Annotated in this window: 28 protein-coding genes; 15 read left to right on the top strand and 13 right to left on the bottom strand. The window is 62.4% G+C overall.

Features of this window, described 5'->3' with window-relative positions; translation table 11 throughout:
- Positions 1-232: 232 nt before the first annotated feature.
- Together HBOR_RS09355 and HBOR_RS09350 are read right to left on the bottom strand one after the other, a co-directional pair.
- Positions 233-1,018 (bottom strand): GTP cyclohydrolase III, encoded by a 786-nt coding sequence (locus HBOR_RS09355; protein ID WP_013440614.1) that lies wholly within the window; start codon positions 1,016-1,018, stop codon positions 233-235.
- A gap of 134 nt (positions 1,019-1,152) precedes the next feature.
- Positions 1,153-1,443, bottom strand: a complete 291-nt coding sequence (locus HBOR_RS09350) for a hypothetical protein (RefSeq protein WP_006057036.1) — start codon at positions 1,441-1,443, stop codon at positions 1,153-1,155.
- Between the two features lie 83 nt (positions 1,444-1,526).
- Here HBOR_RS09350 and HBOR_RS09345 point away from each other — a divergent pair, with 83 nt between their 5' ends.
- From HBOR_RS09345 to HBOR_RS20005, 3 genes are all read left to right on the top strand, one after another.
- Positions 1,527-2,321 (top strand): HAD-IIA family hydrolase, encoded by a 795-nt coding sequence (locus tag HBOR_RS09345; RefSeq protein ID WP_006057037.1) that lies wholly within the window; start codon positions 1,527-1,529, stop codon positions 2,319-2,321.
- Between the two features lie 52 nt (positions 2,322-2,373).
- Positions 2,374-2,964 (top strand): DJ-1/PfpI family protein, encoded by a 591-nt coding sequence (locus HBOR_RS09340; RefSeq protein WP_006057038.1) that lies wholly within the window; start codon positions 2,374-2,376, stop codon positions 2,962-2,964.
- Positions 2,965-3,050: 86 nt separating this feature from the next.
- Positions 3,051-3,221 (top strand): hypothetical protein, encoded by a 171-nt coding sequence (locus HBOR_RS20005; protein ID WP_006057039.1) that lies wholly within the window; start codon positions 3,051-3,053, stop codon positions 3,219-3,221.
- A 91-nt stretch (positions 3,222-3,312) separates the two neighbouring features.
- Here HBOR_RS20005 and HBOR_RS09335 read toward each other — a convergent pair whose 3' ends face one another.
- Together HBOR_RS09335 and HBOR_RS09330 are read right to left on the bottom strand one after the other, a co-directional pair.
- Positions 3,313-3,711, bottom strand: a complete 399-nt coding sequence (locus tag HBOR_RS09335; protein ID WP_006057040.1) for an OsmC family protein — start codon at positions 3,709-3,711, stop codon at positions 3,313-3,315.
- Positions 3,712-3,955: 244 nt separating this feature from the next.
- Positions 3,956-4,672 carry a metal-dependent hydrolase gene (locus tag HBOR_RS09330; RefSeq protein WP_006057041.1) on the bottom strand — a complete coding sequence of 239 codons (717 nt, stop codon included), beginning with the start codon at positions 4,670-4,672 and terminating at the stop codon, positions 3,956-3,958.
- Positions 4,673-4,788: 116 nt separating this feature from the next.
- Here HBOR_RS09330 and HBOR_RS09325 point away from each other — a divergent pair, with 116 nt between their 5' ends.
- The 9 genes from HBOR_RS09325 (at position 4,789) to HBOR_RS09285 (ending at position 12,198) form a co-directional block, all read left to right on the top strand.
- On the top strand, positions 4,789-5,523 hold the full coding sequence (locus HBOR_RS09325; protein ID WP_006057042.1) for a fumarylacetoacetate hydrolase family protein: 735 nt from the start codon (positions 4,789-4,791) through the stop codon (positions 5,521-5,523).
- Positions 5,524-5,601: 78 nt separating this feature from the next.
- Positions 5,602-5,988: a DUF1648 domain-containing protein gene (locus HBOR_RS09320; protein WP_006057043.1), complete on the top strand. Its 387-nt coding sequence runs from the start codon at positions 5,602-5,604 to the stop codon at positions 5,986-5,988.
- A gap of 45 nt (positions 5,989-6,033) precedes the next feature.
- Positions 6,034-6,645, top strand: a complete 612-nt coding sequence (locus HBOR_RS09315) for a gluconate 2-dehydrogenase subunit 3 family protein (protein WP_013440612.1) — start codon at positions 6,034-6,036, stop codon at positions 6,643-6,645.
- Positions 6,638-8,254: a GMC family oxidoreductase gene (locus HBOR_RS09310; RefSeq protein WP_006057045.1), complete on the top strand. Its 1,617-nt coding sequence runs from the start codon at positions 6,638-6,640 to the stop codon at positions 8,252-8,254. The genes HBOR_RS09315 and HBOR_RS09310 overlap by 8 nt, the downstream gene beginning before the upstream one ends.
- A gap of 111 nt (positions 8,255-8,365) precedes the next feature.
- Entirely contained in the window at positions 8,366-9,322 is a 957-nt protein-coding gene (locus tag HBOR_RS09305) for a substrate-binding domain-containing protein (RefSeq protein ID WP_006057046.1), read from the top strand.
- Positions 9,323-9,392: 70 nt separating this feature from the next.
- Positions 9,393-10,484 (top strand): histidinol-phosphate transaminase, encoded by a 1,092-nt coding sequence (gene hisC / locus HBOR_RS09300; RefSeq protein ID WP_006057047.1) that lies wholly within the window; start codon positions 9,393-9,395, stop codon positions 10,482-10,484.
- The gene (locus tag HBOR_RS09295; protein ID WP_006057048.1) at positions 10,481-10,996 is read left to right on the top strand and encodes an adenylate kinase family protein; all 516 of its coding nucleotides are present in this window, start codon (positions 10,481-10,483) and stop codon (positions 10,994-10,996) included. The genes hisC and HBOR_RS09295 overlap by 4 nt, the downstream gene beginning before the upstream one ends.
- Complete coding sequence (locus tag HBOR_RS09290; RefSeq protein ID WP_006057049.1) at positions 10,993-11,595, top strand: CDP-alcohol phosphatidyltransferase family protein; 603 nt, start codon at positions 10,993-10,995, stop codon at positions 11,593-11,595. The genes HBOR_RS09295 and HBOR_RS09290 overlap by 4 nt, the downstream gene beginning before the upstream one ends.
- 60 nt (positions 11,596-11,655) lie before the next feature.
- Positions 11,656-12,198: a multiprotein bridging factor aMBF1 gene (locus HBOR_RS09285; RefSeq protein WP_006057050.1), complete on the top strand. Its 543-nt coding sequence runs from the start codon at positions 11,656-11,658 to the stop codon at positions 12,196-12,198.
- 94 nt (positions 12,199-12,292) lie between these two features.
- Here the strand turns inward: HBOR_RS09285 and HBOR_RS09280 are convergent, their stop codons facing one another.
- Positions 12,293-12,721 (bottom strand): hypothetical protein, encoded by a 429-nt coding sequence (locus HBOR_RS09280; RefSeq protein WP_006057051.1) that lies wholly within the window; start codon positions 12,719-12,721, stop codon positions 12,293-12,295.
- A 78-nt stretch (positions 12,722-12,799) separates the two neighbouring features.
- Here HBOR_RS09280 and tpiA point away from each other — a divergent pair, with 78 nt between their 5' ends.
- Positions 12,800-13,444 carry a triose-phosphate isomerase gene (tpiA, locus tag HBOR_RS09275; RefSeq protein ID WP_006057052.1) on the top strand — a complete coding sequence of 215 codons (645 nt, stop codon included), beginning with the start codon at positions 12,800-12,802 and terminating at the stop codon, positions 13,442-13,444.
- Positions 13,445-13,510: 66 nt separating this feature from the next.
- On the opposite strand, the gene HBOR_RS09270 is transcribed toward tpiA, so the two are convergent.
- From HBOR_RS09270 to aroC, 6 genes are all read right to left on the bottom strand, one after another.
- The gene (locus tag HBOR_RS09270; protein ID WP_006057053.1) at positions 13,511-15,277 is read right to left on the bottom strand and encodes a helicase HerA domain-containing protein; all 1,767 of its coding nucleotides are present in this window, start codon (positions 15,275-15,277) and stop codon (positions 13,511-13,513) included.
- A gap of 109 nt (positions 15,278-15,386) precedes the next feature.
- Positions 15,387-16,724: a DNA polymerase IV gene (gene dinB, locus HBOR_RS09265; protein WP_006057054.1), complete on the bottom strand. Its 1,338-nt coding sequence runs from the start codon at positions 16,722-16,724 to the stop codon at positions 15,387-15,389.
- Positions 16,725-16,862: 138 nt separating this feature from the next.
- Positions 16,863-17,291, bottom strand: coding sequence for an HTH-type transcriptional regulator LrpA1 (lrpA1, locus tag HBOR_RS09260; RefSeq protein ID WP_006057055.1), 429 nt, complete (start codon positions 17,289-17,291; stop codon positions 16,863-16,865).
- 95 nt (positions 17,292-17,386) lie between these two features.
- Positions 17,387-18,325: a thiamine pyrophosphate-dependent enzyme gene (locus tag HBOR_RS09255; protein WP_006057056.1), complete on the bottom strand. Its 939-nt coding sequence runs from the start codon at positions 18,323-18,325 to the stop codon at positions 17,387-17,389.
- Between the two features lie 2 nt (positions 18,326-18,327).
- Positions 18,328-20,226, bottom strand: a complete 1,899-nt coding sequence (locus HBOR_RS09250) for a 2-oxoacid:acceptor oxidoreductase subunit alpha (protein ID WP_006057057.1) — start codon at positions 20,224-20,226, stop codon at positions 18,328-18,330.
- Positions 20,227-20,448: 222 nt separating this feature from the next.
- Entirely contained in the window at positions 20,449-21,600 is a 1,152-nt protein-coding gene (gene aroC, locus HBOR_RS09245) for a chorismate synthase (protein WP_006057058.1), read from the bottom strand.
- A 101-nt stretch (positions 21,601-21,701) separates the two neighbouring features.
- On the opposite strand from aroC, the gene HBOR_RS09240 reads away from it, so the two are divergent.
- On the top strand, positions 21,702-22,181 hold the full coding sequence (locus HBOR_RS09240; protein ID WP_006057059.1) for a DUF6653 family protein: 480 nt from the start codon (positions 21,702-21,704) through the stop codon (positions 22,179-22,181).
- 46 nt (positions 22,182-22,227) lie between these two features.
- On the opposite strand, the gene aroA is transcribed toward HBOR_RS09240, so the two are convergent.
- Entirely contained in the window at positions 22,228-23,526 is a 1,299-nt protein-coding gene (gene aroA / locus HBOR_RS09235) for a 3-phosphoshikimate 1-carboxyvinyltransferase (RefSeq protein ID WP_006057060.1), read from the bottom strand.
- Between the two features lie 114 nt (positions 23,527-23,640).
- Between aroA and HBOR_RS09230 the strand changes: the two genes are divergently transcribed.
- Positions 23,641-24,813, top strand: a complete 1,173-nt coding sequence (locus HBOR_RS09230; protein ID WP_006057061.1) for a M24 family metallopeptidase — start codon at positions 23,641-23,643, stop codon at positions 24,811-24,813.
- A gap of 63 nt (positions 24,814-24,876) precedes the next feature.
- Here the strand turns inward: HBOR_RS09230 and HBOR_RS09225 are convergent, their stop codons facing one another.
- The gene (locus tag HBOR_RS09225) at positions 24,877-25,389 is read right to left on the bottom strand and encodes a hypothetical protein (protein ID WP_006057062.1); all 513 of its coding nucleotides are present in this window, start codon (positions 25,387-25,389) and stop codon (positions 24,877-24,879) included.
- Positions 25,390-25,432 lie beyond the last annotated feature (43 nt).

The raw sequence follows: 25,432 nt of genomic DNA, 5'->3' as shown, positions 1-25,432 counted from the left end.
TATCTGTGCAACGTTTTGTCGTTGCTGACGTAGTCCGTCCCATCTTTTATATACCCACCTGCAGGCTCCGCCCGCGAACAACGCCGCGAGTTCACGGATGGAATAGCCGTTCAACTGAATACCATTTCCGGACGGCCATAATGGTTATTATTGCGTCTCAAGGCCTGATACGCCGAAATCAAGAGTAATGAGAATATTCGGTTTAGCGGACAGTTGGACCGTCCGACCGCATTCAGTCGTTGGCGACTTCAGCGTAGACGCGGTCGAACTCGACATCGGTGCCGTGTTCGCGGCACACTTCGAGGGCGTGTTTGGCCGCGAATCCGGCTTCGTGTGCAGTTCGTCCGGTCCCGACGCCGACTTTGAGTTCCACGCCCGCCTCCTGTTCGACGTGGCGAATCGCGTCTCGGTACCCCGCTTCGCCCATGTTCGGGCAGACGGAGATGATGTTGTCGCCACCGACGAAGAAGGACAGCCCGCCGTACTCCTCGCGGAGATAGCGCATCAGCGTCGCGTACCCCTGCTCGATGTGGATGAACGAGTCGAACTCGTTGAGTCGGTCGGTGTACTTGCCCGTCGCGTCGTTTACGTCGAAGTGAGCGATCTGTAGGTCTTCGTCAGTTCGATCAGACACAGGAAGTGCGTCGCCAGCGAGTACCTCACGGCGGTCGCCGTCCTGAGCGCTTCCAGCGTGCTGGAGGCCCGCAGTCCCCGCTTCGAGAGCTTCGATGGGCGAGGAATCCACACCGATGCCGAGGCTAATCGTCACCGGATACCGGTTCGCAATAGACTCTTGGAGCAGTTCGTGGTCCGCTTCGTCGAGGCCGTTCGTGACAGCGACCATGTTGTCGAAGCGGGTGAAAAAGACGTAGCCGTCACGGCTGCCGACGAACTGCGCGAGGTCCGCGAACAGTCGAGACTGGAGCGTTTGAAGGTCCATCTCCCGGCGTGGCTCCGGTGTCACCGTCCACGGGCCGTAGTTGTCTATCTGAATGAGCGAGAGCTGCGTGTTCGTCACACCCGACACGACGGGATTCGAGCATATCGTTCCTTTGGTTCCACGTTTGAGCGCCGCTATCTGTGGCATGTACCATACCCGGTCGGTGTCCACAGCTCGATGTTGTCTGCCCATCGGATACGCGAGGCTGTCCGTCATTCGGGATACGTCTCGCTACTCGTGGACCGCTGGCGGACGTAGTGTTCGTAGGCGAGGTCGAGCAGTAGCCACACCACGACCCACGTCACGACGCCGACGAAAGCGATGGCCGTCGTTGAGAGGAGTGGAACAAGGCTCACAATCCCGACGAGAAGCGAGTACGTGAGAAAGACGGAGAGAATCGTGATTCCGAGTCCGATGATGCCGAACACATAGTGGTTTCGTGCCGTTTTGGGGTGGAACCCATCCGATTCGGACTGATCAGACCGGGTGAGGAAAACGACCATATATGAACATTGGTAGCAATGACCATAGATATGTCCCCCGAGCGCCGAGCGTTTCAACACTGGGCTGACCGTACTCCGAACCGATGACTTACCGAGGCGTCATCCTCGACGTGGATGGAACCGTAGTGCGTGGCGACGAACCGATACCGGGATCAGGTGACGGATTAGACGCCATCGATGCGGCCGGACTCGAACGCGTGTTCGTCTCAAATAACCCAACGAAGCGTCCCGCAGCGTACGTCGAACGGTTCGCTCGTGCCGGATTCGAGATGGCGGCGTCGGAGGTGATTACCGCCGGGACAGTTACCGCTCGATATCTCCGCGAAGAACGCCCCGACGACGACCTGTTCGTCGTCGGCGAGTCGGGATTGGTCGATATCCTCACCGACGCGGGGCTGTCCGTTGTCGAAGCCGACGACTCGCCGGATACACTCGTCGCCTCTGTGGACGAGGAGTTTGACTACGATTCGCTCTGTGAGGCCCTGTGGACGCTTTCGGATGACGGTGTGGCGTTCATCGGAACCGACCCCGACACTGTCATCCCGGCCGCCGAACGCGATGTTCCGGGCTCCGGCGCGATTATCAACGCTATCGCGGGCGTTGCCGAGCGCGACCCTGATGTGGTTCTGGGCAAACCGTCAGACACCGCCCGCGACATGGCACTGGAGCATCTCGGCGTCCCCGCCGAGTCCGTTCTCGTCGTCGGCGACAGACTCGACACCGACATCGCGCTCGGAGAACGTGCGGGGATGACGACGGCACTCGTCAAAACCGGCGTCACCGACGAAGAGACGCTCGCCGCGTCGTCAATAACACCGGACTACGTTCTCGACTCGTTGGGCGACGTGAGCAAAGTGTTGACCGAGCAGACCGTGTAACCGTACAAATCGTTAAGGTGTCTCCCGGCCCAGTTTTTGATGGGTGACACCAATGGGCAAGAAGATACTGATGATCGTCGGCGACTTCGGAGAGGATTACGAGACGATGGTGCCGTTCCAAGCGCTCCAGATGGTCGGGCACGAGGTAGACGCCGTTTGTCCCGATAAATCGGCAGGAGAGACGGTGAAGACAGCCATCCACGACTTCCGCGGTGACCAGACGTATCTTGAGGAACGCGGGCACGACTTCGAGGTAAACGCCACATTCGATGAGATCGACCCCGCAGAATACGATGCGCTCGTCGTTCCCGGTGGGCGTGCGCCGGAGTACCTGCGCACGTACGAGGAAGTACTCGACACTGTCCGTCACTTCTTCGACGAAGGGAAACCAGTCGCGGCCGTCTGCCACGGCCCGCAGATTCTCGCGGCGGCGGGTGTCCTCGACGGCTACGAAATGACCGCATACCCCGCAGTTCGGGCTGAGGTGGAGGCGGCAGGATGTTCGTGGGTGGATGAAGTGACCGTAGACAAGAACCTCGTCACCGCGCAGGCGTGGCCGGACCACCCCGAGTGGCTGGCGAAGTTCCTCGAACTCCTCGGAACGGAGATTACAGAGACGGAGGTCGCCACAGCCGACGACTGAACTCACAGCTGCAAGCTGTGCGTGTAATTCCCATAAATGAGAATGTCTGACAAAGGTTTATACCCAATAGCGCGGTAGGTTGTAACATGGAAGGTCAGCCGAACAGCCCATACGTCTTCGGCGGAGATGTTGAAGACCGTGGACCGCACGTCTTATGGAACGAAGTTGAAGAAACCCGGAGCTACGATACAGAAGAGCGGGAGGTCGTCATCGTAGAGGGGGAGGCCATGAGTTACCGGGCGTACCACCGACGCTGACACTCCTGTCCCGGATTTCCCGGGACATCTCCAGTTCGGATTGCTGTTGCTCACTAACTGACAAGTAAAAAGAACGTGGAGTGTTTCGGCGTTAGAACGCGCCGCCGTGAACGTCAACTTCCGCGTGGAGTTCCTCGCGGAGTGCGGCGTGGACGTGGCAGATGTCCTCGGCGCGGGCGACGATTTCGTCGAACTCGTCGTCGCCGAGGTCGGCCTCTACGTGGATGGAGAAGCGAACTCCCGACAGGTCGTCGTCACCGTCGAGGTCGGCGTCGGCGTCGATCTGAATCTTGCCGAGATCGTCGTGACCGCGCTGCTGCCCACCGACGCGGAAGGCGGGGAGGAAGCAGGAGGCGTAGTCTGCGACGAGGACCGCGTTCGGGTTCGGTCCCTGTTCGTCGGTGGCGTCGATCGTAAGTTCGAAGTCGCCGACTTGGCTCGTAGATGCGAATCCTTCTTCGCTGACAGTGGAAGTTTCGATGTCGCTCATGCGTTCAGTTGGTCGGAGGCCGTCTCCCTAAAAGTTGCTTACTCCGGAAACCCCACACCGGTCCAGCGAGAGTAAGCCGTGAGAACGGTGACGACGACGGAAACACCGTGTTAGTGATGACGATGGTAACACTGTGTTGGCGACGACGGATACACTGGTGACAACGGAAAAAAGCCGGATCGAGAGTGAGCCTGCTGATTCCCGCGTCTTCAGGCGCGGGAGGAGGGGAGGTCAATCGAGCCGTCTATTCCAGCGTGAACGACTCGTCACCGTCGAGAACGTGGACTTCTGCGGTGGATCCAGTTGCGTTCACTTCACGCTCGAAGTCGTCGATATCTATCTCCACCGGCGGGAACGTATCGTAGTGCATGGGGAACGCATGGTCTACGTTCAACCAATCGACGGCGATGGCGGCCTGCACCGGTCCCATCGTGAAATGGTCGCCGCACGGGACGGCGGCCGCGTCGGGTTCGAGATACTGTGCGATGACATCCTTCATCTCGGACATCAAAGCCGTGTCGCCCGCATGGTAGAACGTCGTCGCGTCCTCGTCGGCCTCCTGCGTGGGCTTTTTGTCGCTGATGATGAAGCCCGCTGGCATCCCGATGTCGTGTTCGTAGCCCGTGTTGAGACCGTTCGTGTGGTCTGCCCGATGCATCGTCACGAACGCATTACCGCACTCGACGGTGCCACCGAGATTCATGCCGATACTGTCGGTGAAGCCGACTTCCGCCTCCATGTATCCCGTCATCTCGGGGACGCCGACGACCGTCGCATCGGTGAACGCACCGGCGTCTGAGATGTGGTCGGCGTGTCCGTGCGTCAACAGGAGGTAGTCGGGGTCTTCCACGTCCGACGGCGACAGATCCGTGAACGGGTTGTCGAAGAACGGGTCGATGAGGAACGTTGTGCCGTCTACATCGACGTGCCACGTAGAGTGGCCGTGCCAGGTGAGTTCCATCGTCATAGCCGCCTCGTACTACTCGCGTCGGTCGCTTAAATCTAAGAGGATTCAGACAGGACGGTCACTTTTCCGCGAAGGAAAGAACGAAACCGTCACAGGCTGACACACCGCCCATGCACCGCGTTCGCTTCCGCGACCCCGCAGGCTCTGTCCGAACCGGACAGTGGCACGACGACCACGTCTCGTTCGGCGGCGAGACGTACTCTCTTGCGGAGGTAGAGATCCTCCCGCCGTGCGAACCGACGAAAATCGTCTGTATCGGTCGCAACTACGCTGACCACGCGGCCGAGTTGGACAACGACGTGCCGGACAGACCGCTCCTGTTTCTCAAACCGCCGAACACGCTCGCCGCCCACGGTGACACCGTGACGCTCCCGGCCGGGAAAGAGCGGGTCGATTGGGAAGCCGAACTCGCGGTCGTCATCGGAACGCAGGCGCGGAACGTGGCCGCCGAAGACGCGATGGACTACGTGGCCGGGTTCACCTGCATGAACGACGTGTCGAACCGCGACGACCAGAACAAAGAACAAAACTGGGTGCGCGGGAAGGCGTTCGACAACTCGGCACCGCTTGGGCCCGTTCTTGCTACCCCCGACGAAGTGCCGGACGATGCGAGCGTCGAACTCCGCGTCAACGGCGAGACGAAGCAGTCGTCCTCGCGTGACTATATGATGTTCTCCGTCCCAGATCTCATCGAAGAGATAACGACGTACCTGACGCTCGAACCCGGGGATGTCGTCTCGACGGGAACGCCAGAAGGCGTCGGCCCGCTTTCGGATGGAGACCACGTAGCGGTCGAGGTCGAAGGTGTCGGCGTCCTCGAACACGACGTGCGCTCGGCTGAGTGAACTGCTGCCGTTTTTCGTCTCGGTTGTCACCTCGTTCACGTAACAGAACACTTACCCCGGGACGGAGAAGGATCGAGTATGCGTCTGACTCGAGCAGACATCGTGGGTATCGCTGTCCTCGGGGCCACTGCACTCGTCGGCCTCGTCTTCCTCCCGTCGCTTCCCGACCAGTTTGCGATCCACTTCGGGATGGACGGTGCGGACTCTTTCGTCTCGACACCCGTCGGTCTCTTCCTGCTTCCCGCAATCGGTATCGTGACCATCGTCCTTCTCCGCTCCGTCTCCGAGATGAAGGAAACCGGTGGTGTCTCGGGATCGTACGGGTTCGCTCTCGCTCTGTTCCTCGCGTACGTGCAGGGTGTCGTCCTCGCGTGGAATCTTGGGTTCGGAGTGGATGTCTCCCTCTTTGTCCTCCCGGCTACCGCCGTCTTTGTCGCCGTGAGTTTCGCCGCGAAGACGTGGTGAAGCCGAAGGACAACCCCTAAGTTTAGGTTCCCCTAATCCGAATTCGTGAAACTGACGCGGCGAGACGCAGTGGCCGCTCTCGCGGCTGTTGGGGCCGTTGGGGCAGGGGCGGTGGGGATGCAGTACGGCCCGCCGCGCGCGGACGACGGGAGAAATGACGACAGCGAGAGTGGTGGCCTCGAAAGCGACGACGAGTCACCGGTGTCAGACGACCTTCTTGACGTGATGGACGCCGCGGCGGCGGTGATCTTTCCCTCCGAGGTCGAGGCGCATCGAACCTTCGTCGAACGCTACGTTCTCGGCCGGACTGCGGGGCGCGAGGCGTACCGCAGAGGACTGACTGAGACGGCCGCTGAACTCGATGCTATCGCCCGCGACTGGCGGGACAGCCCGTTCGCAGCACTCCCGAGAGACGAACGGGACGAGATCCTCCGCGGTCTCGGCGTCGAGACAGCAGATCCGGAACCGGACGGAACTATCTCCGAGCGGCTTCGCTTCTACGTCGTGAACGACCTGCTGTTCGCCTTCTACTCCTCACCGACGGGCGGCCGACTCGTCGGCATCGAGAATCCCATCGGACACCCCGGGGGGACTGGGAGTTATCGACGCGCAACGATGCCCGAGAACGAATCCGAGGAGGACGAGAGCGATGGCTGAGACGCCCACCGATGGAGGGGTCGGCGACGGGCGAGAGAGAACTCCATCGCCTCGTGCCGATGTTTGTGTCGTCGGGTCCGGTCCGGCCGGTGCTCTCGTTGCTCACCGACTCGCTGCTGCGAATGCGGCCGTTGTCGTTCTCGAAGCGGGACCGCGGTTCGACTTCTCGCGCCGACTGGAACAGATGGAAGAACACATCCGACCCGGGATGGGGAATCCGTGGGAGATGGGCGGCCCGCGGGACGACTACACGACTTCGGGGCGTCACTACCCGCTGAACGCCGCGCGCGTGAAAGGTGTCGGCGGAACCACGCTCCACTGGCAGGGGATGGTGATGCGCCTCCACGAACGCGACTTCGAGATGCAGAGTCGCCACGGCGTCGGCACGGACTGGCCGCTCTCGTACGACGACCTGAAACCGCACTACCGCGAGGCAGAAGACGCGTTCGGCGTGGCGGGCGCACTCGACAATCCGTACGCACCGCCGCGCGAGGAACCGTTTCCGCTCCCCGCATTCCCGCCGTCGCACTCTGATTCCATCTTCGCGGAGGCGTGCGAGCGACTCGGAATCGACATGCACTCGGTGCCGAACGCACGCAACTCCGAACCGTACGACGGCCGCGCGGCGTGTCAGGGATTCGGGACGTGCAAGCCTGTCTGCCCCTCCGGTGCGAAGTACACCGCCGAGTCGCACGTCCGCGCGGCCGAGAAAGCGGGTGCGCGCGTCATCGACCACGCGCCCGTCCAACGACTCGAACACGACGACTCGGGCGACCGCATCGAACGCGCCGTCTACGCGACACCGGATGGCACCGAACACGAGCAGGAGGCTCGCCGGTTCGTCGTCGCCTGCGGTGGCGTCGAGAACGCCCGCCTGCTCCTTCTCTCACAGTCCGAGGCGTACCCCGACGGACTCGCAAACTCAAGCGGTGCGGTCGGTCGGTATTTCATGGATCACCTGTTCGCGGGCGTCGGCGGCCGCGTCGAACGGGAGACGCGACAGAACCATGTGGGGTTCAACACCAGCGAGAGCCACCAGTTCTACGACGATTCGGACCCGGTGAACGGCCTCAAACTGGAGTTTCTGAACTACGCCGGGCCGTCGCCCGTCGTCGAAGCGATGCACGCCGAGACGTGGGGCGACGAACTGCGCTCTCAGTTGCGCGATTCCTACGGTACCCACCTCGCCATGGGCGCGCTAGTCGAACAACTCCCGCGCGCGGAGAACCGTATCACACTCGATCAGTCACGCACCGACGACCACGGGAATCCTGTCCCGCACGTGGAGTGGTCGCTGGACGCGCAGACGAAGGCCGCGCTGCGCCGCGCAAACGAGATTCAGCGTCGCGTCTTCGAGGAACTCGGTGCGACCGTTGACTGGACCGTCGGCCCGGAACACACCGGTCCCGCGTTCCATCAGATGGGGACGACGCGGATGGGCACAGACCCGGATTCGAGCGTCGTGGACGCCGAGATGCGGACGCACGACCTATCGAACCTGTGGATTGTCGGATCGAGCGTCTTCCCCACCGGCGGCGCGATGAATCCGACACTCACCATCGGCGCGCTCTCGTTGCGCGCGGCGGCCGCAATCGAATCATCGCTGTGATGAAACGTGCTCATCGTCGTGGCCAGCATGAATGGTTGTAACCAGAACTGATTCCTATCTCGTGAGAACGTAACCGAGTGTCTTTCACAGCGGCGGCCGGATCAGCGACACATGAGACGGCGAGGGTATCTTCGCGCAGTCGGTGTCGCGGGCGTCGCCACCGCGGGATGCGTCGGCAGCACAGACCGTGCGGCCAAACGAGCGAACGAGGAGGCGACAAAACGGGGGACGCAGACGACGAACGGTACATCCGGACTCGACGCGACGCTCACTCTCGCCACGGCGACGACGGCGTACGATACCGGCCTGTTGGATACGCTGCACACAGCGTTCACAGAGCGGTTCGGGATTCAGGTGAAGACGCTCTCTCAGGGGACCGGTGCGGCGCTCCGAACTGCGCGCGACGGCGACGCCGACGTTGTCATCGCCCACGCCCGCCCGGCCGAAGACCAATTCATTCGAGACGGTCACGGCGTGAACCGCCGCGCGCTGATGCACAACGACTTTCTCATCGTCGGCCCGCCGGACGACCCGGCGGCCGTCGCCGACATCGACGACCCGGTTGCGGCGTTCGAGGCCATCGCCACGTCCGAAGCGCTGTTTCTCTCGCGCGGCGACGACTCGGGGACACACCGTCGAGAACAGAAGCTCTGGTCCCGTGCGGACGCCTCACCCGAAGGACGTTGGTACCAAGCCGCCGGCGACGGCATGGGCGACACGCTCAGGCAGGCCTCTCGCAGAGGTGCGTACACGCTCGTCGATAGGGGTACCTTCCGCGTTTTCGCCGCAGATATCGACCTGAACGCGTTGGTCGAAGGGCCACTCGGTGGCGGTCCGAACAGTTTGCTGAACGAGTACGGCGTCATTCCGACGAACCCCGCCCGACACGACGTGGCGTACGAACTCGCCATGCTCTACGTTGGCTTTCTCACCGGCCGCGACGGACAGGCGGTGATTCGGGAGTTCCGCACCGACGGCGAGCGCGTGTTCGTTCCGGACACGCTCTCTGCGGACCCGCAGTTCGATCAGTACGTCCCCGCCACAGACGAGACGGAGACCGACGAATGACGCCGAGCGGCGCGAGTGGCTGGCGCTCGGTGTAAGCACCCTTAAGAACCGTCAGCGGTATCGTTCGACCATGCAACCGAGGGATCTCTCCGCGCACGAAGCCTACGTGCCCGGGCGCGGGGCCGAGGAGGTGGCCCGCGAACTCGGGATGGACCCCGAGGAACTGACGAAACTATCCTCGAACGAGAACCCGCACGGACCGAGTCCCGACGCCGTGGAAGCGGTCGAAGCGGCCGCGTCGGAGATACACGTCTACCCGAAAACATCGCACGCGGACCTCACAGACGCACTCGCAGAACGGTGGGATCTCACGTCCGAGCAGGTGTGGGTGAGCGCCGGCGGTGACGGTGCACTCGACAACCTCTCGCGGGCGTTTCTCGAACCGGATGACAGAGTGCTGACGCCAAAACCGGGATTTTCATACTATGCGATGTCCGCACGCTACCACCACGGCGAAGTGGCGGAGTACAGCCTCTCGAAGGCTGATGACTTCGCACAGACGCCCGAGACGATTCTCGACGCCTACGACGGCGAACGAATCGTCTACCTCACGACGCCGCACAATCCCACCGGATCCGAGATGGCGCGCGAGGACATCGTGACGCTTCTGGAATCCGTCGAGGACCACACGCTCGTCGTCGTGGACGAGGCGTACGGCGAGTACAGCGAGGAACCGTCGGCTATCGGCCTGCTGGACGAGTACGACAACCTCGCTGTCATTCGAACGTTCTCGAAGGCGTTCGGTCTGGCCGGACTTCGAATCGGCTACGCCGCCGTCCCCGAGGCGTGGGCTGACGCCTACGCTCGCGTGAACACACCGTTCGCAGCCAGTAAGGTCGCCTGTCGCGCCGCGCTCGCCGCCCTCGGAAACGAGGAACATATCGAGAAGTCCGTCGAGACGGCACGATGGGCGCGCGAATACTACCGCGACGAACTGAACGCGAACACGTGGCCCTCCGGCGGCAACTTCGTTCTCGTCGAAGTGGGCGATGCGACGGCTGTTGCGGAGGCGACCAAGCGACGCGGTATTATCGTCCGCGACACGAGCAGTTTCGGCTTGCCTGCGTGCATCCGCGTCTCCTGCGGGACGCGCGAGGAGACGAAACGCGCCGTCGAAGTACTGAACGAGGTCATCGCTGACGTGGAGGCGACGAAGCCATGACGCGCCGTCTCGTCATCACTGGAACTCCCGGAACCGGAAAGACGACCGTCTCCGACCTCGTTGCGGCGCGAACCGACCTCGACGTGATCCATCTCAATGACGCGATCCGCGAGGAAGAACTGTTTACCGAACGCGACGCCGACCGCGATTCCCTCGTCGCAGACGTTGATGCCGTCGCCGAGTGGTTGGGTGAGTGGGACGGCATCCTCGACTCACACCTCGCGCACCTGTTCGACGCCGACGAAGCCGTCGTCCTCCGCTGTCACCCCGAAGAGCTGAAAGAGCGACTCCGCGAACGCGACGAGTCGGAGGCAAAGGTGGCAGAGAACGCAGAGAGCGAGGCGCTCGACGTGATTCTCGCCGAGACGGTCGAACGCTTCGGCGAGGAGTCGGTGTACGAGATAGATACGACTGACCGACCGCCCGAGAGCGTGGCCGACGACGTTATCGCGGCTATCGAGGGCGAGATGGACCCCTGCGTGGGAACTGTGGACTTCATCGATTACCTATGACGCTCGACCAGTACCGCTCTGTCGCCAACCGACTGCTCGAACCGTTCGTGGGCGCTGCGGACCGTCTCGGCCTCTCGCCCGACGGCGTGAGCGTCGTCGCCTTTGGATTCGCGCTCGCCGCTGGCGTTGCGTTCTACCTCGGCGGAACGATGTGGTACGCTCTCGGCGGCCTGTTCGTCTTCCTGAACGGGTGGTTGGACCTCGTTGACGGCGCACTCGCAAGGGCGCAAGGTATCGCTTCGGAGGGTGGTGACCTGCTGGACCACGTCCTCGACCGCTACGCCGACATCGCCATGCTCGTCGGTCTCGCGGCCGGTATCGACGCCTACGGTCTCGGCCTCGCAGCCGTCACGGGCGTCCTCATGACCTCGTACCTCGGAACGCAGATTCAGGCGGTCGGTCTCGGGCGGGCCTACGGCGGCCTCGTCGGGCGCGCAGATCGACTCGCACTCATCGGTCTCTTCGCGTTCGTCGCCGCCGCGGCCCCCCGACCCGTCTTCGGCCTGTCCCCAGTCGGGTGGCTGTTGGCGCTCTTCGCGGTCATCGGCCACTTCACCGCGCTCCAACGGTTCTGGGGTGCGTGGTCGGACCTCTCCTGAGTTTCGCCGGACGTCGCCTGCGTCGTGTCTTTTATATCGCCCCTCCGACTACGACAAGGTATGCCCCAGTGCGAAATGTGCGGCAAGGAGCGACCGTCGCTGACGACGGTCAAAGTCGAAGGGGCCGAACTCGAACTCTGCGATGACTGTTCTGAGTTTGGCACCGAGGTCCGCACCGAGTCGAGTTCCGCGTCTGGCTCGACCAAGTACTCAACGTCGAGTTCTTCGGGGTCGTCCTCCTCGTCCTCGTCTGCGAGTTCTGGCTCCAGTTCCAGTTCCAGTTCGGGCGGATCGACTCGACGTCGCCGCGACATGTTCGACGACATGGACGAAATCGCGGCCGACTACGACGACCGAATCCGTCAGGCCCGCGAGAACAACGGGATGAGCCAAGAGGATCTCGCAGACTCTCTCAACGAGAAGGCGAGCCTGATCCGCAAACTCGAACGCGGTGACATCCTCCCGCCGGACAACGTCCGGAAGAAACTCGAACGAAAACTCGATATCTCGCTCGTCGAAGGCGGCGACGAGGAAGAAAGCGAGTGGTCCGGCGGATCTTCGACGACGACCACGCTCGGCGACGTCGTCAAGCGAAAAGACTGACCAAACACCCCTTTCTGTTTCAGTACGGCACTGATTCGTCGTCGCTTGCAGACGCAGCGTCTGCTGTGTCAGCGGCGCGACTGTGATGCGATAATTACTCCTGTGAGAGAAACCGCGCCCGGACTTCGACCGGTAAGTCGGTGACGACGCCGATAGTCACCGATGCGTCATCGAGAACCGCCGCCGCCGCCTCACGGTCAAGTGGTTCGACGCTCGTGTCGTCGCCGGTTCTGACGAGACGAAACGCTTCGGGGTCGTCGCGTCCGCCCGTCACATCGGGGCGGTACCGGATGACACCGTCGTCGGTCTGGAGAAAGAGCACATCTGGCGTCGCTTCCAACGCTGCCAACCATTCGTCCGGACTGACAGAGGCGGCGTCGCGCCAGCCAGCGACTGCCTCCACGATGGGTTGGAGTGCGCCGACCCGTGAGGTATCCGGGGCGTCTCCGAGGTGCTGTTGTAACGTCTCGGCGACGGCCGCCGGGTCACCGGTGACCGGAACGGATTCGTCCGGATTGTCCATGTCGAAATGCTGTCGCTCAGCCCTCAAAAACGAGGGGGATGACCAACCTATTTTGCTCAGTACCGAGTACACTCTCTCGTGTTCATCCTCGTCAATCTGAAGGCGTATCCGTGCGACCCTCTCGAAGTAGCGACCGCGGCCCACGAGGTGGCCGAGGAATCCGGCGTCCGCATCGCTGTCGCGCCGCAGGCGGCCGACGTGCGTCGCGTCGCCGACACCGGTGTCGAAACGTGGGCACAACACGTTGATCCGAACGGTTACGGCAGCCACACTGGAAGCACACTCGCCGAGGCGGTCGCTGAGGCGGGTGCGGACGGCACGCTCATCAACCACTCCGAGAAGCGCCTGAAACTCGCCGATATCGACGGGTCCGTTCAGGCCGCAGCGCGCGCTGGGCTGGAGACCTGTGTCTGCGCGAACAACCCCGCACAGATCGGTGCCGTCGCAGCACTCGGGCCGGACTCGGTGGCTGTCGAGCCGCCGGAACTCATCGGTGGCGACGACTCCGTGGCGACGGCTGACCCGGATATCGTCCGCGACGCCGTCGAAGCGGCCGCCAACGTGGACGAATCTGTTGAGGTGTTCTGCGGTGCAGGCATCTCCTCCGGCGACGACGTTGACGCCGCGGGCGACCTCGGCGCGACGGGGATTCTGCTCGCGTCCGGCGTCGCCAAGGCCGACGACCCGCGTGCGGCACTCGAAGACCTCGTGGAACCGCTGTAATTTCGAGAACAGTAGATCGAATCACTCGGACACCCAACCTACTCGAACGTAAGTGGCGCGCGCCGGTCAGTCGTCCGCTGCGGCCGCGTCGTCTTCTGTCTCAGTCTCGGAATCTGAGCCGCCGGTCTCGGACTCGCCCGTGTCACCCATCGTCGGAACGAACGACGCTTCGACGGCTGAGACGACGGCCGCGAGTTCCTCCTCGTCGAGTCTGTCGGCGAACGTCTCGCGGACGAGTTCCGGGATGGCGTAGGCGTAGCGTCCGCGCCCGACGTGTTCGATGAATCCAGCGCGTCGAAGCGGGCCGTTTCGGCTGTACGCGAGTTGCTTGTCGCCGACTTCACCCGCCGCGACGTGGGCATCGACCGGATCGCAGGCGTCGATTTCGCGGTAGAACGCGAGCATCCGACGCGATACGTCGGGGAGGGAAGCGACGACGTTCCGCAGGCGTTCGACCACGTCCTCGCGCCCGGTGAGCCCGGCGAGTTCGCTGTGGGCGCGTTCGGGAGCCACAGACACGTCGTCGCCGACGCCGTCTCTGTCCAGATCCAAACCGGGATACGCACCTGCTGTCGCCGAGGTGACGGCCTCTTCTTCGTGTGATTCGTCCTCGCGGACGCTGGCTGTGGCGTCATCGGCGGCGGCCGTTCCGGCGTCGGAACTCGTTGCGGCATCCGTCCCGTCCGACCCGTTCTTCGGGGCGTTGTACTCTCCGAGCGCGGACTGCTTTTCTTCGGGGCGTTTGAGGTTCCGACCCTGCCCACCGCGGTAGGGTGCTTCGGCCTTCTGGAACATCGCCTGCGCGAACTGGTCGGCCATGTGCGACAGATCGCGGGCCTCTTCCAGTTCGCGTTTGAGGTCGCGTATCTTCGCTTCCTTTTTCTCTAACTCCTGTCTCAGATCCGCGATTTCGCTCTCGCGGCGCGCCTTCTCGTCGGAGATGTCCTGCAACTCCGAGACGAGATTGCCGTCGATGGACTTCAGGTCGGGGCGTTCGAAGTCGTCCAGACCGGGGGTCGCACCCGCGTCGAAGGTACTCTTCTTTCTGAACTGCACGCGGCGGATGGACTCAGACCAGTCGGTGACGAGGAACGCCTCGCCGTTAGCCATATCCTCGATTGCGTCGGCGTACTCCGAGCCGAGGATCCGGCCGACGACTTTCGTGTCGTTGTTCCACGTGAGGCGGTGCCAACAGAGCCAGTCACACTGGGTGATGAAGTCCTTTTTCACGTCGGCGGGACGCTGAGAGATGCCGACGATTCCGAGCCCGTGTTTTCGGCCCCGTTTGCCGATCTTGATGAGCATCTTACCCGCCTCGTTCATCCCGCCGCCTTCGGGGATGTACTCGTGGCACTCCTCGACGAGCATCAAGAACGGCTTTTTCAGTTTTTTCTCCTTGGCAAACAGGTTCTTCGCCACCTCGGTCAGGAGTTTCTGTGCGTCGTCCTCGTCGAGATAGCCCGAGACGTCGAGGATGATTGGGACGTTCTGTTCGAGCGCGAGATGGGCCAGTTTCTCCGCGTGTTCGGGGCTGACTTGGATATCGCACTCGTCGTCCGCGCCGGCGTGAAGGAGTTCGAACTGCTCTTTGAGACCGTAGTACTCCCCGTCGGTGTCGACGATCAGTACTGGAAAATTGTTCGACAGCAGTTTCTCGATGACGACCGACGCGGTGTTCGATTTCCCCGACCCGGACTTGCCGGTGATGAATCCGCGCCCCGTCAAGATGTCCACCACGGGGAGTTTGACCGGCGTTCCCGGATCCGCGTTCGCGTCTCCCCCGACGCCGTCGCGCACGTCTGCGACGGTGATGGTCTCCGTATCCTCGCTCATCTATCGGTTCGTCTTCCTGCCGCCTCATAGTTCCTCCCCTCGCGTCCGACGCGCGGCGGACGTGGGGGCAAAGCAGTCAAAAATGCGAGAGAGCGGATGTTCGGCAGCGTTAGTCGAAGTCGCCCAACGACACTTGTCCGTTTTCCGCAGCCCAGCCGCTATCCTCGGCGTCCTCCGTCGGTTGCTCCGCCGCTGGGATGTCCTCTGCCGGCGAATCCGCCACCGGTGCGTCCTCCATCGCCCCGGCCGTCGTCGCATCCTCTGTTGCCGAGGCACTCGCACCCTCCCACCCGTCCAAGCTTGACTGATCGGCATCGGTAAAGGAGAGGTTCGAGACGCGAACACCGACTTTCCGCGTCGCCGCGTCTTCGAACTCCGAGAGGAGATCGAGCGCCACCTCTCGAACCAACTCGGGGTCGTCCACCGGCCCGGAAAGCGACTGCGCCCGCGTATTCACGTCGTACGGCGGCGTGACCACCTTGATACCGATAGTTCGATACATCGCGCCGCGACTCCGGGCGCGTTCGGCTACGTCAGCCGCCAGTGCGGTGACGACGTTCGCTTTCTCTTCTGTGTCCTCAGTTGCCTCTGCGAACGCCGATTCGCGGGAGAGGCTCTTCGGGCGACCCGTCGGCGTCACCGCTCTGTCGTCTACGCCGCGCGCCCTGTCGTAGAGTTCCCGCCCCCGAGAGCCGAATCGCTCCTCCAACGTACTCGGGTCTGCGGCCGCCAAGTCTCCCGCCGTCTGAATTCCCATCTCGGCCATCTTCCGTGCCGTGACGGGGCCGACACCGTGGACTTCCGTCACCGAAAGCGGAGCCAGAAACTCGCTGACCGACCCGGGCGGGACGACGACGAGCCCGTTCGGTTTGTCGTGGTCGGAAGCCACCTTCGCGGCGGACATGTTGGGCGCGACGCCGACGCTGGCCGGAACGCCAACTTCCCGGCTGATTCGCTGTTTGACGTGGCGACCGACACCCTCCGCCAGCGTTCGGTCGTCGCCTTCGACCGTCTGCCAGGCGGTTCGGTCGGTCACGTCGAGATACGCTTCGTCGATGCTCACCTCGCGTACCACGTCTGCGCAGTCGTGCAGAATCTCTTTGACCTCGCTCGCCACCGACTTGTAGAACTCCATGTCCACCGGACGATAGTGACCGCCCGGTTCGTCGTCTGCGGCGTTCTCGATTTGCGGGAGGCGTTCGAGCGCCTGTGAGATCGGCTGGGCACTATCGATACCGTACTCGCGGGCTTCGTAACTTGCCGTGGCGACGGCTCCGAACGACTCGCCTGCCTCGTATCCCATGCCGACGACGACAGGTTCACCGCGGAGTTCGGGCTCTCGGAGGCGTTCGCAGGAGGCGTAAAAGCAGTCCATGTCCACGTGCAGGACGATGCGCGCGTCAGCGCGCTCCTTACGTGTCACGCCCGGAAGCGTCTCGCCCGCCATCGTCTGATATCAGTCGTGCAGCCTCCTTAGCCTTCGCAAAGCGTAGCGAAAGTGAAGGTGAACGAAAGATCACCCTCAGCGATTGGAATCGGCCGAAAACGGAGGGACGGCGGTATCGAGCCGGGTAAGCGGCGTCGCCTACTTCAGACGTTCCTGCAGGAACGACGGATGCGCGGCGGTGACGCCCTCGATGCCCAGTATCTCCTCCGCGATAACGTCGCCGAGGGCGTCGCCATCGGTCGCCCGGACCTCCGCCATCAGCATGTGGTCGCCGGACGAGGAGTACAACGACTCCACCGGCTCTAAATCCTTCAACGCGCGCGTGGCCTCGACGTAGCGTTCGGATGCGACGTCGATGCCGACGAGTGCGATAGACTGTCCGGAGAGCTTCTTCGGGTCCACGTCCGCCGAATAGCCCACGATGACGCCGTCGGACTCCAACTTCTGGATATACTTTCGAACCGTTGGTTTCGACACGTCCGCCCGATCAGCGATTTCCGCGTAGGACGCCTGCGCGTCCTGTTCGAGGACGGCAAGAATACGTCCCTCCGTAGAGGTGGCTTCCATGGCTGTGGCTTTTGCTTCGCTGAAAAAATATCTTCCGAATCAGAAAACAGCGTCTCTCAAAGAACGAACGGCCGAAAACGGCCGTATTTGGGCAGTTACTTGTGCTTGTCGAGGAAGAGGTCGTGGGTGCGCTCCCACTCGTACTCGTCGTCGAAGTACCGCTCTGCGAGGGATTCCTCGGGAATCTCGCCGATGCGACGCTTCTCCTGCTGGTAGGACGGGCGGTCTTCGTCGTGGTAGTACCGACCCGTGAGGACGGTCCCCTCGTGGAGTGCATCCTCCGTCTCGTACATCATGTCAGCCGCGGACTTGCGGTCGCTGATGTCGATGTCGTAGTCCTCGGAGTCGTTGATGTCGATGTACGGGACGTACTGCTTTGCGTCCTTGTTCCACGTCGGACACTGCGTGAGGAAGTCCACGTGGCTGAAGCCGTCGTGCTGGATTGCCTCGACGATGATGTCCTTGGCCTGGTTCGGGTTGACGGCGGCCGTACGGGCGACGTACGACGCACCCGCGTTGAGGGACATCGAAAGCGGCCGAAGCGGTTCCTTTGCGGAACCGTGCGGCTGGGTCTTCGATTTGTGACCCTTCGGCGACGTGGGCGAGGTCTGCCCCTTCGTCAGCCCGAAGATTTCGTTGTTGAACACGATGTAGGTTATATCGTGATTCTCGCGGGCGGTGTGCATGAAGTGGTTCCCGCCGATACCGTAGCCGTCACCGTCGCCACCGGCGGCGACGACCGTCAGGCCGGAGTTTGCGAGTTTCGCGGCGCGCGCGATGGGGAGCGAGCGGCCGTGAATCGTGTGGAATCCGTAGCTCTCGAAGTAACTGTTCAACTTGCCCGAGCAGCCGATACCCGTCACGACGAGCATCTCTTCGGGCGATAGGCCGAGTTCCGCCGCGGCACCCTTCAGGGCCTTCAGGACCCCGAAGTCACCACAGCCGGGACACCACGTGGGCTGTGGTTCGAGCCCGGGCGTGTACTCGTTACGGTCTCGTTCGGCTTCTTCGCCGATTGCGCTGAATGCACTCATACTTAATCACTCGCTGCGGGGACAAATTTGGTCTCGTGGGTGGGGAGTTCCTCACCTTCGACGATACTGGTGATGAAGCCCTCGGTGATCTCCTCGGGTTCGAACGGGTTGCCGTTGTACTTGAGGAGGCTCGACAGTTTCTCACCGAAGCGGCCGACTTCCTTCTGGGTGAGGCCGCGGAACTGCGCCGACGCGTTCATCTCGACGACGAGGCAGTCTTCGACGCTCTCCAAGAACTCGGAGACCTGTTCGACCGGGTACGGGGCCATCTCGGAGACGCCGAGCGCCTTCACGGAGTAACCGCGGTCGTTGAGTCGGTCAATGGCCTCTTCGACGGTTCCCTGCTGGGAGCCGAACGTCATAATGCCGTACTCGGCGTCCTCGGGACCGTACAGCGTATTGTTCGACGTCTCGTCGCTGTCGAGGTCCGCGCGGATCGCTTCGAGCTTCTCCATACGCCGGTTAACCTGAAGGACGCGGTTTTCCGGGTCCTCAGAGATGTGTCCGGCGGGCATGTGTTCGTTACCCGCTGCGAGGTAGCGACCGCCCTTCTGTCCGGGAATGGAACGCGGGCTGACGCCGTTCTCGCCTTCGTGCTGGAAGCGGTTGTACTTCCCAGAGTCATCGTGCGGCGCGTCTGCCAGTTCTTCCTCGGTCATAACCGAGCCGAGGTCGCCGTTCGGTTCCTCGTCGAAGACGCTGGCCGGAACGTTCTGGAGTTCGCCGCCGTTCTTCTGATCGTAGAGAACGATGCTCGGAATCTGGTACTCGTAGGCGATCTGGAAGGCGCGGCGTGTCTGGTGGTACGCCTCTTCGGCTCCCGAAGGCGCGAAGACGACGCGGTGAGAGTCGCCCTGCGAGGTGTACAGGACGTGTTCGAGGTCGCCCTGTTCGGGCTTCGTCGGCATCCCCGTCGAGGGGCCGGCGCGCATGGCTTCGACGAGAACGACCGGGGTCTCGGTCATCTCGGCGAGGCCGAGCGGTTCAGACATCAGTGCGAACCCACCGCCGGACGAACCGGACATCGCCTTGACGCCGGCGTGGGAGGCACCGATGGCGAGCGCCGCTGCAGCGATTTCGTCCTCGACCTGCTCGGAGATACCGCCGAGTTCGGGCAGGTTCTGGGACATGATTGTGAAGACTTCCGTCCACGGGGTCATTGGGTAGCCCGCGATGAACCGGCAGCCTTCGTCGAGTGCGCCGTATGCGATGGCGTCCGAGCCCGAAAGGAGCACCTGTTCTTCCTCGTGTTCGCCCTCGGGAATCTTCACGTCGTGGGCGTCCACGTCGTACTCCTCTTCGACCATCTCGTAGGCCTCTTGGAGGATTTCGAGGTTGGGTTCGAGAATCTTCTCCGGCATCGCATCGCGCATGAGTTCCTCGATCCACTCGGTATCGATTCCTGCGAGAGCACACGTTGCGCCGACACCGGCCGTGTTACGCATGACCTCACGGCCATGGTCCCGAGCCATGGTGCGGAGGTCCAAGTCGTAGACGTGCCAGTTGTTCTCCTCGACGCGCTCGTCGAAGTCCTCGATTTCCGAGGCGTCGAGCAGGCCGGAGTCGTAGATGATGACTCCGCCCTCGCGGAGTTCGTCCAGATTCTCCGACAGCGGCTTGATCTCCTCGTTACCGTAGTACGCGTTCTCCTGCGGGTTGCGAGCGAACGAGTCACCGAGAGCGAGCAGGAAGTTGTAGCCGTCCCCGCGGGACTTGACAGGGTCGGCGGAGGCCCGAATCTCCGTGTACGTGTGGCCGCCGCGAATGCGCGACGGGTAATGCCGATGCGTGAATACGTGAAGCCCCGAGCGCATCAGGGCCTTTGCGAAGTTTTGGCTCGTCGAGGCGATACCGTCCCCAGATCCGCCTGCGATTCGCCAAATAAGTTCGTCGTCAGTCATATCTTCAACACAGGCCCACGAGGGCCACTAACGAATATTTTCGAGAGGAGTTGATTAAAGTCTTTGCTATGCATTAACAAGGAAAGATGATGATGGACATAATATTCATAGTATGCGGGGCGTTATCGGGGATTGAATTGGACAAACGTTTACTTCTGACAGTCACCTCCGGGGGAGATACGTACTCAGTATGAAATGAATCGTTCGACGTCAAACGGGCGATTACTGGTTCTGCGGACTCTGTGGGTGGTATTCTGTGTCATACTCCCCGACTTGTCCGTCCATCCGGTCGGGGTTGATGTGGCCGCCGAGGAGCATGAAGTCCACAATGGTCAAATTAAGCATCGCCTCGACGACGGGGACGGCACGCGGCGGGAGAACCGGGTCGTGTCGTCCGACAACCTGAATCTCCTTTTCTTCGCCCGTCTCCCAGTCTACCGTCGTCTGTTCTTTCGGAATCGAAGTCGGCGCGTGCCACGTCACTTCGCCGAAGACGGGTTGGCCGGTCGTAATGCCGCCCTGAATACCGCCGTGTTTGTTGCCGACTGGTACTGGGTCCTCGTCCTCGTCGAACGTCCAGTCCTCGTTTCGGTCCTTGCCGGTCCACTCGCGCGCCTCGCGGCCGAGACCGAATTCGAACGCTGTCGCCGCTGGAATGGCCATCATTGCCTGTCCAAGACGTGCCGAGAACGAGTCGAACCGGGGAGAACCGAGTCCGCGCGGGACGCCGCGCGTCTCGAAGTAGACCGATCCGCCGATGGAGTCTCCTTCCTCTTGGTATTCGTCTATCTTCTCGCGCATCTGCTCGGCCGTCTCAGGATGCGCACAGCGAACTTCGTTCTCCTCTGTGTGTTCGAGCATCTCCTCGAACGTCACCGGCGGGGCCTCGATGTCCCCGATTTGGTTGACGTGCGCTTTTACCTGCACGTCGTGGGCTTCGAGAATCTGCTTTGCAATCGCGCCCGCAGCGACCCAGTTCACCGTCTCGCGTGCGGAGGACCGGCCGCCGCCGCCCCAGTTCCGTGTGCCGAACTTCGCCGAGTAGGTGAAGTCGCCGTGTGAGGGGCGTGGAGCCGTCACGTACGGTTCGTACTTGCCGGACCGGGCGTCCTTGTTCTCGATGACCATCCCGATTGGCGTTCCCGTGGTGTAGCCGTCCTGCGTTCCGGAGTTGATGACGACGGCGTCGGGTTCGCCTCTGGATGTCGTGATCATCGACTGGCCGGGTTTGCGTCGGTCGAGTTCTTTCTGTACGTCGTCCTCGTCGAGTTCGAGTCCGGCCGGACATCCCGAGACGGTAACGCCCATCGCGTCACCGTGGCTCTCGCCGTAGGTGGTCACTTGAAACAGTCGGCCGAAGCGATTTCCGTTCATGACCGAGGCTCTGTGGCGTGGCCATTTAGAGTTTGTAGATAGGCGCAATCATACAGCGATTTGGGTGACCGTATAACTCGCTCTCGTCCGTACACGGAGCCATGACAGAACCGAACGCAGACCGAGTTCGTGACCGCGTCGAAGACCTGTTTTGGGAGCGGCACTCGAATCCGTGGAGCGCCGGAACGCGCTTTCTCGGGACACCAGCGCTGATATACGCAATCTACCGCCGTGACCGCCGACTGCTTGCTGCAACACTCGTCTTTCTCGCCGTCAATCCCGTGTTGTTCCCGCGCCCTGTGCGCACGGACAACCGGTTGAGCAGATACGTCCTCGCCGAGCGCGAGTGGTTGAACCACGGAAACGAAACGATGAGCCTCGACTATCCGAACGTTCTCAACGTCCTCAACATCCCGATGACGCTGTATGCTGTCGGGTCGGCGCTGAGGCGTGATCCGGTCGGATCGGTCCTCGGAACGCTCGGCGTGATGGGACTCAAACTCTGGTGGGTCGAAGCAATCGTCCGCAGAACGGGCGTGACCGGCGAGGCCCCGAGCGAAGAGATAACAACGGAGTCGTGAACCGATTTCCGACGAATCGAGATGCTACTCCCCACAAATCGAGATGTTACTCCCGACGAACGGAGACGCCCAACGACTCGATGGCGTCGAAGAAGTTCGGGAACGACACGTCCACGTGTTCTGCGCCCGTCACCGTCGTCTCGCCCTCGGCGACGAGTCCGGCGATTGCAAGTGACATGACGATGCGGTGGTCGTGGCGGCCCTCGACCGTCGCACCGACGAGGTCAGTCTCGCCGCCGTGAATCGTCAGTCGGTCCTGTTCCTCGGTCACTGACGCCCCCATCTTGCCGAGTTCGTCGGCCATCGCGCTCACGCGGTCCGTCTCCTTGTACCGAACGTGTTCGCAGTTCTCGATGACGGTGTCGCCGTCGGCGACGGCCCCGAGCGTGGCAATCGTCGGGAGGAGGTCGGGCGTGTCTCCCACGTCAACTGTCGTCCCTGTGAGGGTAGCACGCGAGACGGTGAGTTCACCGGCGTCGCGGTCCCACGTGACGTCCGCGCCCATGTCTCGGACGATATCCACGATCGCCGCATCACCCTGCGCACTCGGTCGCGCGCCTTCCACGACGACGGACTCGCCCTCTGCGGCGGCGATGGCACCTGCCGCGAGAAGATAGGAGATCGAAGAGAAGTCGCCGGGCACCTCGTACTCGCCGCCCGTGGGGTCGTATGACTGCCCGCCCGCGACGGAGAACCCGTCTGCAGTTTGCTCGGCTTCGACGCCGAACTCGTCCAGCAGTTCGAGCGTAATATCGACGTACGGCGCGGATTTCAGTTCCGTCTCCAACTCGATGTCGATCCCCTCGTCGGTGACGGCACCGGCCATCAACAGCGCGGAGATGTACTGCGAGGACACGTCGCCCGGAATCGACACCGTTCCACCGTCCATCGCGTCGCCGACGACGAGGGGGGCTTGACCGTTTCGCCGCGTCGATTCGCCGCGGCCGCCCAAATCGGTCACTGCGTCGAGAAGCGGCCCTTGCGGGCGTGATCGGAGCGAGTCGTCGCCGGTGAGAACAGTTAGCCCGTCACCGAGGGCGGCACAAGCGGTGACGAGTCGCATCGTCGTCCCGGAGTTCTCGCAGTTCACCACGTCCGCGGGTACCTCGGGGCGGCCGTCGAACCCCGAAACGGAAAGCGACGACTCGTCCGCCGAGAGGTCGGTGTCGCCGCCGAAGGCGTCTACCGCGCGCATCGTCGCCTTCGTGTCTGCGCTCACGAGGGGATTCAGAACCGTCGCCTGCCCACCGTATCCGGCGGCGAGAATAGCGCGGTGTGTGTAACTCTTCGACGGCGGGGCGCGTGTGCGGCCGTCGATACGAGACGGCGAGATGGTAACGTCCATGCTTCTGGTTGGCGCGGGGGTGCGTATGAGGGTACCGGAGGCGGCGAGGATTCCCGTACCAGTCTGTTGTTCCGCGACGCGTGGGCTTATGAACTGCCACGCCGAAGCCCGGTCATGGACCCGGATTTCTCACCGCTCGATGATCTTCTGGAAGCGGAAGACGCAGACGGCTATCTCGTAGACGATACGAGTCACAACTCCACGCAGAAGTATCTCTCCGGCTTCGAGGCGCACGATCCGTTCGTGACACTCTACACGCCCGAGAAGACGATTCTCCTCGTCTCTGCGCTGGAGTACGGACGCGCGAAGAAACAGAGTCGGGCCGACGAGGTGCGCCGCGTCGCCGAGTACGACTACCGCGAACTCGTCTCCGAACACGGCCCCGCCGAGGCGAAAGCCCGCGCGCACGCCGAGTTCCTAGATGAGTACGACGTTGCGTCGGTGCTGACCCCCGAACGGTTCCCACTCGGCCCGGCCGACGGACTGCGCGAACGGGGCGTCGCCGTCGAAGCCGAAGAGTCGGACCGAGTGACCGAGATCCGGGCGACAAAAACCGACGAGGAGATCGAACACGTCCGGGCAGCGCAGAACGCAAACGAGGAAGCGATGCGCGCCGCAGAAAACCTCATCGCCGCCGCAGATGTCGAGGACGGCACCCTCGTCTACGAGGGTGCGCCCCTGACGAGCGAACGCGTCAAAGAGGAGATCGAGGTGACGCTCCTCCGGCACGGATGCGGCTTGGACGATACCATCGTCGCCTGCGGTGCGAACGCCGCAGACCCGCATGACCAAGGGAGCGGCCCGCTTCACGCCGACGAAGCGATCATCATCGATATCTTCCCGCGGTCGAAGGAAACCGGGTATCACGCCGACATGACCCGGACGTTCGTGAAGGGCGACCCGTCCGAAGAGATTCGAGAACGGTTCGATCTGACACACGAAGCCCTCAACGCAGCACTCGACGCTGTCGAACCCGGCGTCACCGGGGCGGACGTTCACGATGTCGTCTGCGACAGATACGAGGAGGCCGGATACGACACGCTTCGCTCGAATGCAACGGCCGAGACTGGGTTCATCCACTCGACGGGCCACGGCGTCGGTCTCGATGTGCACGAACTGCCGCGAATCGCATCTAACGGTGAGGAACTGAAACCCGGACACGTCATCACCATCGAACCCGGATTGTACGACCCGTCGGTCGGCGGCGTGCGCATCGAGGATATCGCCGTCGTCACCGAAGACGGCTACGAGAACCTAACGTCGTACCCTGTCGAGTTGGTCGTCTAAGGCCGCCGCTGCAATACTGTCAATAGTACGGCTGTAGCGGTCCGAAACGACGGCTTCGAAGAGTTATCCGCCGGAAGACTCTTCGGCCGTGTCGCTACCGATTTCGGACCACCGATTCTGTGCGCTCTCGTACTCAGAGAGGAGTGATTCGAGTGCCTCCGCAGTCGACGAGGTGAGGACGCCAGCTGCCTGTCTGACGACTTCGTCGTCCTCGACGAGGAACGCGTATATCGTCTGTTCTCCGACGATTCCGAGCCTGCGTTGGAAGGCATTCTTATCCACGGGGACAAACACGGTGTTGTCGTCCAACCGACGGCGGGCGTTCGATGGAGAAAGACCACCCATCGCCGTCGGTGGGAGCATCCCGCTGTTTCCACCGCTCACGAATAGTTCGTAGTATCCGAAGTGGTCGTACTCCTCGCGGAGCCGATTAGCGAATCCGCGCCAGGAATCGACCAACGACTGCTGTCGCTGATGGAAACTGAGAACGACGAGCGTCTGTTCCCCCTCGAAGTCGACGGGGAGGTGGACTCGCCGACCGTCTGTAGTTCGCCCGGGGACCGAGGGGAATTTCATCGGTAGGAGTATATGTCTACACCGTTATAAAACTATTCAAACC

The organism is Halogeometricum borinquense DSM 11551, from assembly GCF_000172995.2.
GTDB classification, from domain to species: Archaea; Halobacteriota; Halobacteria; order Halobacteriales; family Haloferacaceae; genus Halogeometricum; species Halogeometricum borinquense.
The sequence above is the reverse complement of the archived record's forward strand: the minus strand, read 5'-3'. Positions and strand labels throughout refer to the sequence as shown.